18 protein-coding genes and 1 tRNA gene are annotated in these 15,208 nt (G+C 55.3%); 10 read left to right on the top strand and 9 right to left on the bottom strand.

Features of this window, described 5'->3' with window-relative positions; translation table 11 throughout:
- Positions 1 to 3: 3 nt before the first annotated feature.
- The 6 genes from F8R23_RS22710 to hemW are packed head-to-tail and all read left to right on the top strand — an operon-like array spanning position 4 to position 4,169.
- On the top strand, positions 4 to 711 hold the full coding sequence (locus tag F8R23_RS22710; protein WP_129936133.1) for a YggS family pyridoxal phosphate-dependent enzyme: 708 nt from the start codon (positions 4 to 6) through the stop codon (positions 709 to 711).
- Positions 712 to 731: 20 nt separating this feature from the next.
- Entirely contained in the window at positions 732 to 1,553 is an 822-nt protein-coding gene (gene proC, locus F8R23_RS22705) for a pyrroline-5-carboxylate reductase (RefSeq protein ID WP_151416050.1), read from the top strand.
- A gap of 31 nt (positions 1,554 to 1,584) precedes the next feature.
- Positions 1,585 to 2,139, top strand: a complete 555-nt coding sequence (locus F8R23_RS22700) for a YggT family protein (protein WP_085118923.1) — start codon at positions 1,585 to 1,587, stop codon at positions 2,137 to 2,139.
- Complete coding sequence (gene yggU, locus F8R23_RS22695; protein ID WP_020828604.1) at positions 2,136 to 2,426, top strand: DUF167 family protein YggU; 291 nt, start codon at positions 2,136 to 2,138, stop codon at positions 2,424 to 2,426. The genes F8R23_RS22700 and yggU overlap by 4 nt, the downstream gene beginning before the upstream one ends.
- 17 nt (positions 2,427 to 2,443) lie before the next feature.
- Positions 2,444 to 3,037, top strand: a complete 594-nt coding sequence (locus F8R23_RS22690; RefSeq protein ID WP_129936131.1) for an XTP/dITP diphosphatase — start codon at positions 2,444 to 2,446, stop codon at positions 3,035 to 3,037.
- On the top strand, positions 3,030 to 4,169 hold the full coding sequence (gene hemW, locus F8R23_RS22685) for a radical SAM family heme chaperone HemW (RefSeq protein WP_129936130.1): 1,140 nt from the start codon (positions 3,030 to 3,032) through the stop codon (positions 4,167 to 4,169). The genes F8R23_RS22690 and hemW overlap by 8 nt, the downstream gene beginning before the upstream one ends.
- A 36-nt stretch (positions 4,170 to 4,205) precedes the next feature.
- Here hemW and F8R23_RS22680 read toward each other — a convergent pair whose 3' ends face one another.
- The 7 genes from F8R23_RS22680 to trmB form a co-directional block, all read right to left on the bottom strand.
- Entirely contained in the window at positions 4,206 to 4,640 is a 435-nt protein-coding gene (locus F8R23_RS22680; RefSeq protein ID WP_129936129.1) for a DUF29 domain-containing protein, read from the bottom strand.
- Between the two features lie 25 nt (positions 4,641 to 4,665).
- Positions 4,666 to 4,914, bottom strand: coding sequence for a DUF2442 domain-containing protein (locus tag F8R23_RS22675; protein WP_012146739.1), 249 nt, complete (start codon positions 4,912 to 4,914; stop codon positions 4,666 to 4,668).
- Positions 4,898 to 5,140 carry a DUF4160 domain-containing protein gene (locus F8R23_RS22670; protein ID WP_041418711.1) on the bottom strand — a complete coding sequence of 81 codons (243 nt, stop codon included), beginning with the start codon at positions 5,138 to 5,140 and terminating at the stop codon, positions 4,898 to 4,900. The genes F8R23_RS22675 and F8R23_RS22670 overlap by 17 nt, the downstream gene beginning before the upstream one ends.
- A gap of 96 nt (positions 5,141 to 5,236) precedes the next feature.
- Positions 5,237 to 5,953 carry a YggN family protein gene (locus F8R23_RS22665; protein WP_129936128.1) on the bottom strand — a complete coding sequence of 239 codons (717 nt, stop codon included), beginning with the start codon at positions 5,951 to 5,953 and terminating at the stop codon, positions 5,237 to 5,239.
- Positions 5,954 to 5,983: 30 nt separating this feature from the next.
- On the bottom strand, positions 5,984 to 6,907 hold the full coding sequence (gene glsB, locus F8R23_RS22660; protein WP_129938822.1) for a glutaminase B: 924 nt from the start codon (positions 6,905 to 6,907) through the stop codon (positions 5,984 to 5,986).
- Positions 6,908 to 7,003: 96 nt separating this feature from the next.
- Complete coding sequence (locus F8R23_RS22655; RefSeq protein ID WP_020828611.1) at positions 7,004 to 7,330, bottom strand: YggL family protein; 327 nt, start codon at positions 7,328 to 7,330, stop codon at positions 7,004 to 7,006.
- Positions 7,330 to 8,049 carry a tRNA (guanosine(46)-N7)-methyltransferase TrmB gene (trmB, locus tag F8R23_RS22650; protein ID WP_085118934.1) on the bottom strand — a complete coding sequence of 240 codons (720 nt, stop codon included), beginning with the start codon at positions 8,047 to 8,049 and terminating at the stop codon, positions 7,330 to 7,332. The genes F8R23_RS22655 and trmB overlap by 1 nt, the downstream gene beginning before the upstream one ends.
- Before the next feature lie 132 nt (positions 8,050 to 8,181).
- On the opposite strand from trmB, the gene mutY reads away from it, so the two are divergent.
- Genes mutY through mltC form a run of 3 tightly spaced genes read left to right on the top strand, consistent with a single transcriptional unit; the run spans position 8,182 to position 10,722 of the window.
- A complete protein-coding gene (gene mutY / locus F8R23_RS22645) occupies positions 8,182 to 9,297 on the top strand; it encodes an A/G-specific adenine glycosylase (protein WP_151416049.1) in 1,116 nt (371 codons plus the stop codon).
- A gap of 20 nt (positions 9,298 to 9,317) precedes the next feature.
- On the top strand, positions 9,318 to 9,590 hold the full coding sequence (locus tag F8R23_RS22640; RefSeq protein WP_020828614.1) for an oxidative damage protection protein: 273 nt from the start codon (positions 9,318 to 9,320) through the stop codon (positions 9,588 to 9,590).
- Between the two features lie 55 nt (positions 9,591 to 9,645).
- Positions 9,646 to 10,722, top strand: coding sequence for a membrane-bound lytic murein transglycosylase MltC (gene mltC / locus F8R23_RS22635; protein ID WP_112347383.1), 1,077 nt, complete (start codon positions 9,646 to 9,648; stop codon positions 10,720 to 10,722).
- Between the two features lie 45 nt (positions 10,723 to 10,767).
- On the opposite strand, the gene F8R23_RS22630 is transcribed toward mltC, so the two are convergent.
- Both F8R23_RS22630 and speF read right to left on the bottom strand, forming a co-directional pair.
- Positions 10,768 to 11,883: a GGDEF domain-containing protein gene (locus F8R23_RS22630; protein WP_129936125.1), complete on the bottom strand. Its 1,116-nt coding sequence runs from the start codon at positions 11,881 to 11,883 to the stop codon at positions 10,768 to 10,770.
- 107 nt (positions 11,884 to 11,990) lie between these two features.
- Positions 11,991 to 14,150, bottom strand: a complete 2,160-nt coding sequence (gene speF, locus F8R23_RS22625) for an ornithine decarboxylase SpeF (RefSeq protein WP_151416048.1) — start codon at positions 14,148 to 14,150, stop codon at positions 11,991 to 11,993.
- 704 nt (positions 14,151 to 14,854) lie between these two features.
- Between speF and F8R23_RS22620 the strand changes: the two genes are divergently transcribed.
- Positions 14,855 to 14,930, top strand: a tRNA-Phe gene (locus F8R23_RS22620).
- The last annotated feature ends 278 nt before the right edge of the window (positions 14,931 to 15,208 follow it).

Below are 15,208 nucleotides of genomic sequence, written 5' to 3'. Positions count from 1 at the left end.
ATAATGAGCACTATCCAACAGAATCTGCAGGATGTCAGAAACCGCATTGCCGCGGCCGCTCAAGGCTGCGATCGCGCTCCAGAAGAAGTTACGCTGCTTGCCGTAAGCAAAACCAAACCTGTGGCTGCGATCGCAGAAGCCATCGCAGCGGGCCAGCGCGCCTTCGGCGAGAACTATGTTCAGGAAGGCGTGGATAAGGTTCAGCATTTCGCCGCGCTGCCGGAAGGCGCAACATTGGATTGGCACTTTATCGGCCCTTTGCAATCCAACAAGAGCCGACTGGTGGCAGAGAACTTCGCCTGGTGCCACACCGTTGATCGGCTGCGCATTGCCCTGCGTTTGAGCGACCAGCGCCCGGCAGAGATGCCACCGCTTAACGTTCTGATCCAAATAAATATCAGCGATGAGCAGAGTAAATCTGGCATTGTACTGGCTGAATTGCCGGCGCTGGCAGAGGCGGTTGCCGCGCTGCCAAACGTCAGGCTGCGCGGGCTGATGGCCATTCCAGCACCGCAAGAAGATTACCAGAGCCAGTTGGCGGTATTCGGTCAGATGCGTGACGCCTTCCTGGCCCTGCAACAGCAATACCCACAGGTGGACACGCTGTCGATGGGCATGACCGACGACATGACGGCAGCGATTGCCGCAGGCAGCACCATGGTGCGCATCGGCACCGCCATTTTTGGCGCCCGTGATTATTCACAGGCCTGACACATTAACGAGGGATTTTGATGCAGCATCGTAAGATTACCTTTATTGGTGCCGGTAACATGGCACGCGCTATCATCGCCGGCCTGGTGGCGGGCGGTTATCCGGCTAAATCCATTAGCGTCTGTGCACCTTCGGCTAAAAACCGTGATGCACTGGCGGCGGACTACGGCATTGTCAGCAGCAGTGACAATCTGGCCTGTGCTCAAGCGGCCGATGTCGTGGTGCTGGCGGTAAAACCGCAGATGATGGCCGATGTCTGTCAGCCATTGCGCGAACGGGTCGATTTCAGCGGCAAGCTGGTTTTGTCGATCGCCGCCGGTATCCAGGTCAGCCGTTTTTACCAACTGCTGGGCGACAACCTGAACATCGTGCGCATCATGCCCAATACCCCCTCACTGGTAGGTAAAGGCATGAGCGGCCTGTATGCACCGCAACAGGTCAGCCAACAGGAGCGCGACTACAGCAGCGATTTGATGGCGTCAGTCGGCAAGGTGTGCTGGGTGGATGACGAAAACGGCATTAACGGCGTCATCGCCGCTGCCGGTAGCGCACCGGCTTATTTCTTCCTGTTTATGGAAGCCATGCAGCAAGAAGCCGAACGTATGGGCTTCGACAGCCAGACCGCCCGTAATCTGGTGCAGCAAGCGGCCTCCGGCGCTGCCGCGCTGGTGGAAGCCAACCCGGATACGCCATTGTCGACCCTGCGTGAGCAAGTGACCTCTAAAGGCGGCACCACCGCCGAAGCGCTGCGGGTCTTCAACGAACAACAGCTGCCGGCAACCGTGGCCAAAGCCATGCAGGCGGCAGTTTCCCGTGCGCAGGAAATGGAAAAATCATTTTAAATAATCGAGAGTTAAGGAGAAGGGCTACTACATGCTAACGCTGACTTTTTTGGTCAAAACCGTTGTTGATCTGTACGTCATGGTACTGCTGCTGCGCATCTGGATGCAGTGGACGCGCGCTGACTTTTACAACCCATTCGCACAGTTTATCGTGAAGATCACCCAACCGGTGATCGGCCCGCTGCGCCGTGTCATTCCGTCCCTCGGGCCGATCGACAGCGCATCACTGCTGCTGGCGTTCCTGCTGATGACCATCAAGTATCCGCTGCTGCTGCTGATTCAGGGCGGTGCTATGTCACTCAGTCCGTATAATCTGTTGTTTGGGTTGATCTCACTGGTGAAGTCGGCCGGTTACCTGATCTTCTGGGTGATGATTATCCGCGCGCTGATGAGCTGGATCAGCCAGGGCCGCAGCCCGATTGATCAGTTGATGTATCAACTGACCGAACCTTTGATGTCCCCGATCCGCCGTATCTTGCCGGCAATGGGCGGCATTGATTTTTCAGCGATGGTGGTGATCCTGATCCTGTATCTGATCAACTACCTGGGTATGGATCTGTTCGGTGAGATCTGGTTCCTGTTGTGAGTGCAGTGACCCCGGTGCTGGACGGGCTGGCGATCAGGCTATATATTCAGCCGAAAGCCAGCCGCGACCAGATTGTCGGTTTGCATGGCGACGAACTTAAAGTCGCCATTACCGCCCCGCCGGTAGACGGCCAGGCCAACGCTCATCTGATCAAATTTCTCGCCAAGCAGTTCAAAGTGGCGAAAAGCAACGTCACCATAGAGAAAGGCGAACTGGGGCGGCATAAACAGTTACGCATCGTTAATCCGCAACAGATCCCCGCAGTGGTCGCGGCGCTAATCGAATAAATTTCAAGGTAGTCATCATGCAAAAAGTCGTTCTTGCCACCGGTAACCCGGGCAAAGTGCGCGAACTCGCCGACCTGCTGGCCGATTTCGGGCTGAATGTGGTCGCACAAACCGAGCTGGGCGTTGAGTCCGCTGAGGAAACCGGCCTGACGTTTATTGAAAACGCCATCCTGAAAGCCCGTCACGCGGCGCAAATCACCGGCCTGCCGGCGATTGCCGACGACTCGGGCCTGGCGGTAGACGCATTGGGCGGCGCACCGGGCATCTATTCTGCGCGTTACGCAGGCGTTGACGCCTCCGACCAGCAAAACCTCGACAAACTGCTAGTGGCACTGAAAGACGTGCCGCAGGGCAGTCGCGGTGCGCAATTCCACTGCGTGCTGGTGTATATGCGCCACGCAGAAGACCCAACGCCACTGGTGTTCCACGGCAGTTGGGCCGGTGAAATCACCCACGCCGCGGCAGGTGAAGGCGGTTTCGGTTACGATCCAATCTTCTACGTCCCGGAACTGGGCCGCACCGCTGCCGAGCTGAGTCGCGATGAGAAACGCTCAGTGTCGCACCGTGGTAAAGCACTGAAACTGATGCTGGAAGCGATGCGCAATGCTTAAGTTGCCGCCATTAAGTTTGTACATTCATATCCCGTGGTGCGTGCAGAAATGCCCGTACTGCGACTTCAACTCGCATGCGTTGAAGGGCGAAGTCCCGCATCAGGAATATGTCGATCACCTGCTGGCGGATCTGGATGCCGATCTGCCGCTGGTAGCCGGCCGTGAAATCAGTACTATTTTTATCGGCGGCGGCACCCCCAGCCTGCTGAGTGCCGAGGCGATGCAATCGCTGCTGGACGGCGTGCGGGCACGCATCCACGTGGTTGACGGTGCCGAGATCACCATGGAGGCCAACCCCGGCACCGTGGAGGCCGATCGCTTCAGCGGCTACCAGCGCGCCGGAGTGAACCGCATCTCTATCGGAGTGCAGAGCTTCAGCGCCGAGAAGTTAACTCGCCTGGGGCGTATACACGGCCCGGAAGAGGCCAAACGTGCAGCGCACCTGGCCACCGGTCTTGGCCTGCGTAGTTTTAACCTCGATCTGATGCATGGCCTGCCAGACCAGTCGCTGGAAGAGGCGCTGGACGATTTGCGCCAGGCGATTGCCCTTAATCCGCCGCACCTGTCGTGGTATCAGCTGACCATCGAACCCAATACCCTGTTCAGTTCACGTCCGCCGGTCCTGCCGGACGACGACGCGCTGTGGGATATTTTCGAACGGGGCCATGAGTTACTGAGCGCTGCCGGCTACCAGCAATATGAAACCTCGGCCTATGCCAAGCCGGGTTACCAGTGCCAACACAACCTCAACTACTGGCGCTTTGGCGACTATCTGGGGATTGGCTGTGGCGCACACGGCAAACTGACATTCAGCGACGGCCGCATTCTGCGCACCGCGAAAACCAAGCATCCGCGCGGTTTTATGCAAGGCAAGTATATGGACAAGCAGCATGAGGTGACGGCGGCGGATCGGCCGTTCGAGTTCTTTATGAACCGCTTCCGCCTGCTGGAGGCGGCGCCACGTGACGAGTTCGTCAACTACACCGGGCTGGATGAAAGCACTATCCGTGCACAGCTGGCCGAAGCACTGGCGAAAGGCTATCTGGAAGAAACGCCGGAATATTGGCAGATCACCGAGAAAGGCAAACTGTTCCTTAACTCGCTGCTGGAGCTGTTTCTGGCAGACGAATAGCAAAAAGCGCTGAATTATCAGCGCTTTTTTTTGGTTTTAATCTGGATAGAACTCGTGGGAAAGCACCTGCTGAATATCCCAAATCCCGTTTTCCGGATAAACGTCCAACCCGGTTTCGGTCGTCGCCAGCGCTATCGCCTTGGACCAAACCACATCCAGCCAGTCTGCATCGCCGAGTTTGCTTTTTAAACTGGGCGACTCTTTCAGGCTATAAAGCACCTCTTTGCGCTGCGCCTTAATCGTTCTTTCCCAGCTGGTGCCACGACGCGCCGGCTGATACTTCCATTTCAGCAGGTGTGCTATCAGCACCATCATTCGGCTTGCAAGTTCCCTTTGCTCGCTCTTCCCCACGTCCTCAATCTCCTCGGCGATCTTTTCAACATCGATCTCAGACAATTTTCCGGAGCGCAAAAGAGCAGCCTGTTCATTTGCCCAGGCGACAACATCAGTTTCGTAGCGAGTATGGCTCATAGCGTTCTCCGTAAACACCCATGAATCAGGCGGCATGATGGGGACGATGGGTGATATCACCCCGTCCCTTTAGCAAACCTTCAACGGAAATATCTTCATCCAACGCCTCCCAATGGATACCACGGGCACTCAGCTCATAACGGGCACGCTCTTCGTCCGTAGCTTTGAGTAGCCGGGGGAACCATGCGAGTGGCACACCGATAATTCTGGCGTCGCTCAATTCAACCCACATCGTAGTCTCATCAAAGCTTACGTTCTTAGCTGAAATACTCATTCCAGGCCTCCAAAAATAACCTCTTATGAACTTCAACGGTTCCGGTTAACTCTTTTAACACTCTGATATTAAACCCATCATTTCGGGCTAACTGCACTTCAGGCGTTAGCCAGAATTTGGCTTCTGCCACCGCATCTCTGACATGAATATGAGCCGGTTCTAACGGCTCGCCTTCATTCGAATAAAAAAAGAACTTATAGCCTTTATAACGAAATATTACTGGCATCAATGCAAAATCCTTTTGGCCATTGATTATAGTTTAGCCAGTCTGTCAGATAGTGGTTAAAAGGTCAAAAAACACACTTCCAGACATCATTCCGTGTTACTTCAAAGCATTAAGCAGGTCTTTGCGCTGAGTTTCCAGGCCGGTAACGCGGTTACAGACATCGTGACCAAAGTTCTGGAAGTCCTGCTCCTGGTTGTTCCATTCGTTCTGAATCGCTTTCTGCAGGCCACCCAGATTGCCCATGATCGCCTGCAACGGATTGCCGCCGCTGTTGGCCGCCTGCTTGACGCCCATCTCATTCAGGCTGTCCTGCAATACGCCACCCATGCTCTGCTGCACCAGATTACGGCCATCCTGCTCAACCTGATCAATCGCCTTGTGGTGGAAGGTCAGGCCGTCGCTGCGGTGTTCGATGATGCGGTTCATCTGCTGTTTGAGCTGGCCATTGAGCGTAGTCAGGCGGTTGCGCACGTTGCTGTCGCTGCCTAATTCCTTGACGATCACCTTATCCAACGCCACGCGCGCTTTTTCCAGGTGCTGCTGTGCACCGTTGTCGATCCACGGCAGCTCTTTACGCAGCGCATTCTGGTAGCTGAAGGCCTTTTGCCGCTGGCTGTCAGTCAGGGTCAACGCCTGCCCGTTGCGGGTCACATCGCCATCCGCTGAAATCTGCAGGTTGCCGCTGGCTCCAGTCACCTGCACGTTCTGCGGGCTGATAATCACGTCGTCCTGGGGTTTAACGCTGCACTGATACTCGGCATGGGCCTGTGAAGCAGTCAACAGCAGTAAGGCTAACCCGGTTTTCTTTAACATATTTTCTCCTGACTCCCTTCCGTGGTGGGATTAAAAAATCGAACGGCTAATCCGTTGAGACAACAGTTCCAGCGCCGCAGTTCCCGCCAGTGAGTTACCGGAGGCATCCAGCTCCGGCGACCAAACGGCGATCGACAGCTCATCGGGGACGATAGCGACAATACCGCCGCCAACACCGGACTTGCCCGGCATACCTACGCGGTAGGCAAATTCCCCCGCGCCATCGTACATGCCACTGGTCATCATCAGCGCATTGATCTGGCGCGCCTGCAGCGGGCTGATCACTTCACGTCCGCTCAGGTCACGCCCGTGATTGGCCAGATAAACAAAGCTACGCGCCAGCTCCTGGCAGCTCATCCGCAACGCGCAGTAGTGGAAATAGGTTTGCAGCACGGTGAGCACGTCGTTTTCAAAGTTGCCGAACGACTTCATCAGATAGGCTATCGCCGCATTGCGATCGGAGTGTTCAAACTCGGAACGGGCAACCCTCGAGTCATAGGCCAGGTCTTCTTCACCGGCCAGTTGGCGCACCACTTCCAGCATGCGTTGCTTGGGAGCGCTGAGCCGGGTTTGCAGCATGTCACACACCACCAGCGCACCGGGGTTGATAAACGGATTGCGCGGTTTGCCCTGCTCCATTTCCAACTGCAGCAACGAGTTGAATGGCAGACCGGAAGGCTCCTTGCCGACCCGCTGCCAGATCTCGTGCTCCTGATAGCGTGTCAGCGCCAACGTCAGGCTCAGCACCTTGGAGATCGACTGAATAGAGAAGCGCTCGGTGGCGTTACCGGCCTGGAACATTTCGCCGTCGACGGTGCAAACAGCGATCGCCAGACGATCGGCCGCCACTTCCGCCAGTGCCGGTATATAGTCCGCCACCTTGCCCTGGCCAATCAGCGGGCGCACCTGTTGCAGAATGTCTTCCAGCAACGCGTTATCCAATGTCGTTACCACCGCGGTCACACTCCGGACAAAATAAAGGTGCCGTTAAGGCACCTTAAAATCAATAAGCTGGCGCGGCCCCGGGCCGCGCCGATCGGGCTGGGGAAATCAGTCCCACCAGATATCGAACAGATCGCTAACCTTAACGTCGGTCAGTTTACGCGCTTCCAGCCATTTTTTGACCAGTTCGCGCTGTTCATCGGTGCAATGACCGATAGTCTGCAGGCAGATCAAACCTTCCCACTGCAGATAGCCACTGCCGTCAAACGCCATACCGTTCGGCTCGATCACTTCGTCGATGAAAGCGTCCAGCGTGCTGTCGATATCTTCAACCGCGGTGCCTTCGGCAAAACGCCATGCTACGGAGAAACCCAGCTCCTGAAACTCTTCAATGTGTAACTTTTTACGTAAACGACGACTGCGGTTCTTAGCCATTATTCTTTCCTCTCAAACATCAAATCCCAAACGCCATGTCCCAGACGCTGGCCGCGTAATTCAAATTTTGTCAGTGGGCGTGAATCCGGACGAGGCACGTAATCATTATCGCTGGAAAGATTACGATAGCCTGAGATCCCGTTCATAACCTCTAACATATGTTCTGCGTAAGGCTGCCAGTCGGTGGCCATATGGAATACGCCGCCGACTTTCAATTTGCGCTGCACCAGTTCAACAAACGGCGTCTGTACGATGCGACGTTTATTGTGGCGAGCTTTGTGCCACGGATCGGGGAAGAACAGCTGCACCATGTCCAGCGACCCGTCCGGGATCATATTCTCTAACACCTCAACCGCGTCGTGACACATCACGCGCAGGTTGCTCAGTTCCGCTTCGGTAGCATCGGCCAGACAGGCACCCACGCCCGGCGAATGTACTTCAATCCCCAAGAAATTCTGCTGCGGGTTATGGCCCGCCATGGTCACCAGCGAGGCACCCATGCCAAAACCGATCTCCAGCACGGTCGGCGCATCGCGCCCAAACAGTGCGGTGATATCGACAGGTTCAGCCTGATACTCCACGCCCATCACCGGCCAATAGTTGTCCAGCGCGTGCTGCTGGCCTTTGGTCAACCGCCCCTGGCGGCGGACAAAACTGCGGATACGGCGCATCGCACGGCCGTTCTCATCAAATTCTGGGGAGATGACGTCATTAATCATAGTGCTTTCTGTCTGTTTGGCTGCTATTTAGGGAAACGCGCATTATGCAAAGATACATTGGTTTAGCAAGTGTTCATCTAATGTACCTGCCGTGCGACGTCGGAAAGTTCCGGTTTACAGCATCATGACTCTATGCTGCAATCGCGCTTCATTTTCTGCCGGATATCGAAGCTGCTTATTATGATGCAAGCACAACAGTTCGCACAGGTGGTGCTTGACTGGTACCAGCGTTATGGCCGTAAAACCCTGCCGTGGCAGCTTGATAAGACCGCCTATCAAGTATGGCTCTCTGAGGTCATGTTGCAACAAACTCAGGTTGCCACCGTGATCCCGTATTTTCAGCGCTTTATGGCACGTTTTCCCAACGTGCGTGCGCTGGCAGAAGCACCGCTGGACGAAGTGCTGCACCTGTGGACCGGCCTGGGCTACTACGCCCGTGCCCGCAACCTGCACAAGGCGGCGCAGGCCATTGTCGCACAGCACGGCGGCGAGTTCCCGACAACCTTTGAAGAAATCCACGCCCTGCCCGGTATTGGCCGCTCAACGGCGGGTGCGGTGCTGTCATTGGCGCTCGGCCAGCATTACCCCATCCTCGACGGCAACGTGAAACGCGTGTTGGCCCGCTGCTATGCGGTCGAAGGCTGGCCAGGCAAGAAAGACGTCGAAAACCGGCTGTGGCAGATCAGTGAAGACGTCACCCCGGCACAGGGCGTCGGCCAGTTCAATCAGGCGATGATGGATCTGGGGGCGATGGTCTGCACCCGTTCCAAACCCAAGTGCGAGCTGTGTCCACTCAGCCTCGGCTGCATCGCCTACGCCCATCACAGCTGGGCGAAATACCCCGGTAAAAAGCCCAAGCAGACGCTGCCGGAAAAAACCGCTTACTTTTTATTACTGCAACAGGGCGAGCGAGCCTGGCTGGAACAGCGGCCGGCCGTCGGCTTGTGGGGCGGATTATTCTGCTTCCCGCAGTTTAGCGAGCGCGAAGAGATGGAACTCTGGTTGCAACAACGCGGTCTGAACAACAATCGCCAACAGCAGTTGACCGCATTTCGTCATACTTTCAGTCATTTCCATCTGGATATCGTGCCTGTCTGGCTGGAAATGAACGAGGTAGGCACCAGCATGGATGAGGGCGTCGGTCTCTGGTATAACTTAGCGCAGCCACCATCTGTCGGGCTGGCAGCGCCGGTTGACCGCCTGTTGCAACAGTTGGCAAAACAGTCCCCACGCCAGCAGGGTTTATAGCCTAAATATGAGGAATTAGCATGAGCAGAACCATTTTTTGTACCTTCCTGCAGCGCGACGCTGAAGGACAGGATTTCCAGCTTTATCCAGGGGAAGTCGGCAAACGCATCTATAACGAGATCTCGAAGGAAGCCTGGGCAGAATGGATGAAAAAACAAACCATGCTGATCAACGAGAAAAAACTGAACATGATGAACGTGGATGACCGCAAACTGCTGGAAGCGGAAATGATCAAGTTCCTGTTCGAAGGGCACGACGTGCACATCGAAGGCTATACGCCACCGAGCGAATAACGCTGTTGGGGCCAGGCGCTGGCCCTCTTCAATACTTCTCGTATACGGCTTTAAGATGAAGAAAATTTTAGCTTTGCTAGTAATAGCGCCTTTACTGATTTCCTGTTCCGGCAAAAAAAGTACCGAAGTCAACGAAGCCCTGGTCAAAGACACCAACGGCTTTGAGATCCTGATGGGCCAATTCGCCCACAACATCGAGAATATCTGGGGTCTGAACGAAGTTCTGATCGCCGGGCCAAAAGATTACGTCAAATACACCGATCAGTATCAAACCCGTAGCCATATCAACTTTGATTCTGGTGCCATCACCATTGAAACCATCGCCACCACCGATCCTGCCGCCCACCTGCGTCAGGCGATTATCAGCACCTTGCTGATGGGTGACGATCCGGGTTCTATCGACCTCTATTCCGACGTCAACGATATCCAGATCAGTAAAGAGCCGTTCCTGTACGGCCAGGTGCTGGATAACAAAGGCGCGCCGATCCGCTGGGAATGGCGTGCGGCGCACTTTGCCGACTATCTGGTGCAGAGCAAACTGCAAAAGCGCACCTCCGGCCTGCACGTGATTTACTCGGTCACCATTCAATTGGTGCCGAACCACCTGGACAAGCGTGCGCATAAATACCTGCCGATGGTCCGCAAGGCGTCCGAGAAGTACGGGGTGGAAGAGTCGCTGATCCTGGCGATCATGCAGACCGAATCGAGCTTTAACCCGTATGCGGTGAGTGGTTCGGATGCGCTGGGCCTGATGCAGGTAGTACAGCACACCGCCGGTAAAGACGTGTTCCAGATGCGCGGGAAATGGGGCAAACCAAGCCGCAGTTACCTGTTCGATCCCGAGAACAATATCGACACCGGCACCGCCTATCTGGCCATTTTGCAGAATAACTATTTAGGGGGCATTCAGAACCCAACCTCACGTCGCTACGCGGTGATCACCGCCTATAACGGCGGGGCGGGCAGCGTGCTGCGAGTGTTCTCCAGTGACCGAACCCGTGCGGTCGGCATTATCAACGGCATGCAGCCGGGCGACGTCTACCAGACGTTGACCACCAAGCATCCGGCCGGTGAATCGCGCCGCTATCTGGTGAAGGTGAACAACGCGCAGAAGAGTTATCGACGCCGTTAATCCCCCTGGTCAGGGCGATCTCTCCCGTCGCCCTGACCACCAGCATCACGAAGCAATGCTGTAGCCATTACGACCCAGTTCCTTGGCGCGATACAGAGCCTGATCGGCAGCTGCCAGCAGTTGTTCACGGTTCTGTCCCGGTTGCCATTGCGCAACCCCCTGACTTACCGTCACCCATTGCGCCACTTCAGAATCCGCATGCGGCATCGCCAGACCGGCGAGCAACCCTTCTATCCTCCTCGCCACCTGTGCCGCTTCACGCGCTTCGGATTTTGGCAGCAGGATAATAAATTCCTCACCGCCATAGCGGGCTACCAGATCCTGCGAACGCCGGGTAGCACTCTCCAGACAGGCCGCCAGGCGGATCAGGCACTCATCCCCCTGCTGATGACCATAATGGTCGTTGTATTTTTTGAAAAAATCGACGTCTAGCAGGATCAGGGAAAACGGCGCCTGCAGGGTCGATTCCCGCAGCAGAACCGCATCAAAGTAGGTGTCGAAATAGCGCCGGTTGGCGATGCCGGTCAGCGGATCGCGGTGTGCCAGCTTGCTCAGGCGCTCAATCAGCCGTTTGTTTTCCTGCTCGCGCTCAATCGCCAGTTGGAACCATTGCTCCAGCCGGCTCTGTGCCGAATAAATCAGAAACAGCATCAGCGCATAGGAGATCAGGTTCACCAGCGAAAAAGCGCTGTGGATAAAAATATTTTCGGCAATCGCCACCAGCAGCACCGGAATGCTGAACAGGAAAAACAGCCGTGGGGACAGATAAAAAGCGATCAGAGAAGAAAACAGCAGGCCGAGTGTTAACGGGTAAAGCAGATTAATACTGTCGCTGACAATCAGATGGTGAAAAACGCCGCACCAGCACAGTGCCAGCAACGCAGTGCAAACCACCGCACCACGCCAGGACGCCAACTTCCCCCTGGCAGCCAACTGACGGATCGCGACAAAAGACAGGGCCGACAGCAATACCACACCGCAGATCGCCGGCGCACCACGTAACAGAGAACTCAGAGAGCGCTCACCGAACGTTTGAGCACGCTGAAGCAGCAGATAGAACGCCAGCAGCACATTAACCAATAAGAACCAGTTAAAATTCCGCAGCGTTGAACGTCTTTTCTCTCGGCCAACCCACTCGATATTACCCTCTTCTTTCATCATCTTATTCCGGCCCCGTGGCTTTTACCTAAAAGGTAGTGCCACCACACAGCTTTGTCATCCTGGGTCGGGATGATTTAAAAGCGGCCCCTGTGGGCCGCTCAAATCTATTACTTGATCATATATCCGAAGATGCGCTTCCAGCCGTGATCTTTTTTCTCGATATACACGCCCTGCAGCTCCGGTGAGAACCCCGGCAGCCGGTTGATCCCGTCCTCCAGCGCCAGGAAGTAACGCTGCACCGCCCCGCCCCACACTTCTCCCGGTACCACGCACAGCACGCCCGGTGGATATGGCAATGCACCTTCCGCCGCAATGCGCCCTTCCGCCTGACCAATCGGCACCAGTTCGACGTTATCGCGAATAAACTCCACGTTGGCGTCCTGTGGGTTCATCATCACCTGCGGGAAATGGCGCTGACGGAACATCTCTTTCTGCAGCTGTTTGACGTCAAAGCTGACGTACAGATCGTGCATTTCCTGGCAAAGCTGGCGCAGGGTATAGCCGCGATAACGCTGTTCATTCTTGCGATACACCGTTGGCAGCACCACGCTAAGCGGCGCGTCTTCTTCCACATAACGTTCGAACTGCACCAGCATCTCCACCAACTGTTCCATCTTGGCCGGGTTTTCCGCCGGGGTCAGCAGGAACAGGATCGAGTTGAGGTCGCATTTCTCCGGCACGATGCCGTTCTCACGCAGGAAGTTGGCCAGAATGGTGGCCGGCACGCCAAACTCGGTGTACTGGCCGGTGGCCGCGTCTATACCTGGGGTGGTCAGCAGCAGTTTGCACGGATCGACCAGATACTGGCCTTGCGCGTAGCCTTCAAAGCCGTGCCATTTCTCCTCCGGCACAAAATCGAAGAAGCGCGCGTCGTTGGCGATCAGATCGGTGTCGTAATCCTGCCAGTTTTTCCCTGCCACCTGCAGCGGAACAAACGGCCTGAGCTGCGAGCAGCGTTCCAGCAGTTGTTTGCGCGTCTCGATACCCAGCTTCACGCAGTCCATCCACATACGGCGACCGGCGGCCCCGGCATGCATCTTGGCGTTAACGTCCAGCGCGGCAAACAGCGGGTAGAACGGGCTGGTCGAGGCATGCAGCATGAAAGCATTGTTGAGGTGCTTGTGGTTGCAGTGGCGCTTCTGGCCCTTGATGTGGTCGTCTTTCTTGTGGATCTGCGAAGTCTGCGAAAAACCGGCCTGCTGCTTGTGTACCGACTGGGTAACAAAGATACCCGGATCCAGTTCATCCAGTTCCAGCAACAGCGGCGAGCACTCTTTCAGCATCGGGATAAAACCTTCGTAACCTACCCAGGCCGAGTCAAACAGGATGTAGTCACATAGGTGGCCGATGGTGTCGATCACCTGGCGGGCGTTATAGATGGTGCCGTCGTAAGTACCCAACTGAATGATCGCCAGGCGGAACGGACGGGCCGCATCGGCTCTCTCCGGTGCCACTTCACGGATTTGTTCGCGCAGGTAACGCTCATCAAAACAGCGCGAATCAATGCCGCCGATAAAACCAAACGGGTTACGTGCGGTTTCCAGATACACTGGGGTCGCCCCGGCCTGGATCAGCGCACCGTGGTGGTTGGACTTATGGTTGTTGCGATCAAATAACACCAGGTCACCACGGGTCAGCAACGCGTTGGTCACCACTTTATTGGCGGCCGAGGTGCCGTTAAGCACGAAATAGGTTTTATCGGCGTTGAATACCCGTGCCGCATGCTTTTGCGCATCCTTGGCCGAGCCTTCGTGGATCAACAAATCACCCAGCTTAACGTCGGCGTTGCACATGTCAGAACGAAAAAGCGTTTCACCGTAGAACTCAAAAAACTTCCTGCCGGCCGGATGCTTACGGAAGAACTCCCCACCCTGGTGGCCCGGGCAGGCAAAGGTTGAGTTTTCCATTTCCACATAGGTTTTCAGCGTTTTGAAAAACGGCGGCAGCAGCGCCTGCTCGTAGGCATCGGCGGCGGCTTCCAGCTGCGCCATATAGAACGCCTTGCTGGCCCCTTCCAGTGCAAAAACGCCACTGATCAAGGGCAGGTAGTCCGGGGAAAGATGCTCGTCCCCTGCCACCGCCACAAAGGTCGGGATCTCGAACCCGGTCGCTTTGAGCTGCGCCAGGATACCTGCGTTAACGTCGTCGACCGACACCACTAACGCGGCCACATCGGTATAGTCCGTTTGCTCTACGCGAACGATTTGGCGCAGCGTTTCAATGGTGGCTACCAAACTGGCGCTGGTGGCTATTTTCAATTCTTTCATTGTGCTAACTCTCAAACGGTTAAGGATGAGGGTGTGCCATGGGGCACGGTGATGAGATAACAAAGGTTACCCCGGCAAATTGATGCCCGGCGTTAGCGCATAAAGCGCAAACGTGACCGGCTGACTCTCCTAAGATTATCAGGTAACTATCGGGGACTGGTATCGGCAGCGTCCGATAGACATCAGTAAAAGCAGAACCACAGCTCTATTTTTAATAATGTCTAACAGCGAGCATCAGATAGCCTTACCGCATGGCAGGCTGGGTGTTTTTGACGGACTGCGTTCGGGAAAGGTAACGGCGGAGTGACGGCATCATTTGATGTCTGGTGCGCAGTGACGCTTGAGTAACAAAACCAGACATGCCTGCAACCCTCTGACTTAAATGAGCACCAACGCCGTTAGGGGACGTAGCTTGCTAAAATTTGCGCAATGATTGCATGTTTTTTTATGAGGTTCAAGTAACAATTATGCTGATTTAATCATGAAAGGATAATACATAACCTGCTGTTAATTATGGATTAAAAATAAAAACAAGAAAAATCAAAACGGTATAAATAGACGGATTTTTTGCATACTTATTGCTATACCAGGTTCCAGTCGCCCGCCAGCCCCACCGGCCATTGCGTGAAAATAGAGCAACCAATCGGCTTTGTGATAGAAAGCGATTGACGATTTCCGGCCAATAGGGTTAAATGCGCCCCGTTGCCCGGATAGCTCAGTCGGTAGAGCAGGGGATTGAAAATCCCCGTGTCCTTGGTTCGATTCCGAGTCCGGGCACCATCTTTAGAAGAACCCGCCTATGGCGGGTTTTTTGCTTTCTGAGATACGGACTCTGCATCGAACAGGTTCGATTATTCGGCCAAAGGCCTCACCCTGCGGGCCAACGCTAAAGCGTTGTTCAACACGGCGTAAACGCCGGTTGTCCGAGTCCGGCACCATCTTTAGAAGAACCCGCCTATGGCGGGTTTTTTGCTTTCTGAGATACGGACTCTGCATCGAACAGGTTCGATTATTCGGCCAAAGGCCTCACCCTGCGGGCCAACGCTAAAGCGTTGTTC

Source organism: Serratia proteamaculans (assembly GCF_008830365.1).
Classification (GTDB): domain Bacteria; phylum Pseudomonadota; class Gammaproteobacteria; order Enterobacterales; family Enterobacteriaceae; genus Serratia; species Serratia proteamaculans.
The sequence above is the reverse complement of the archived record's forward strand: the minus strand, read 5'-3'. Positions and strand labels throughout refer to the sequence as shown.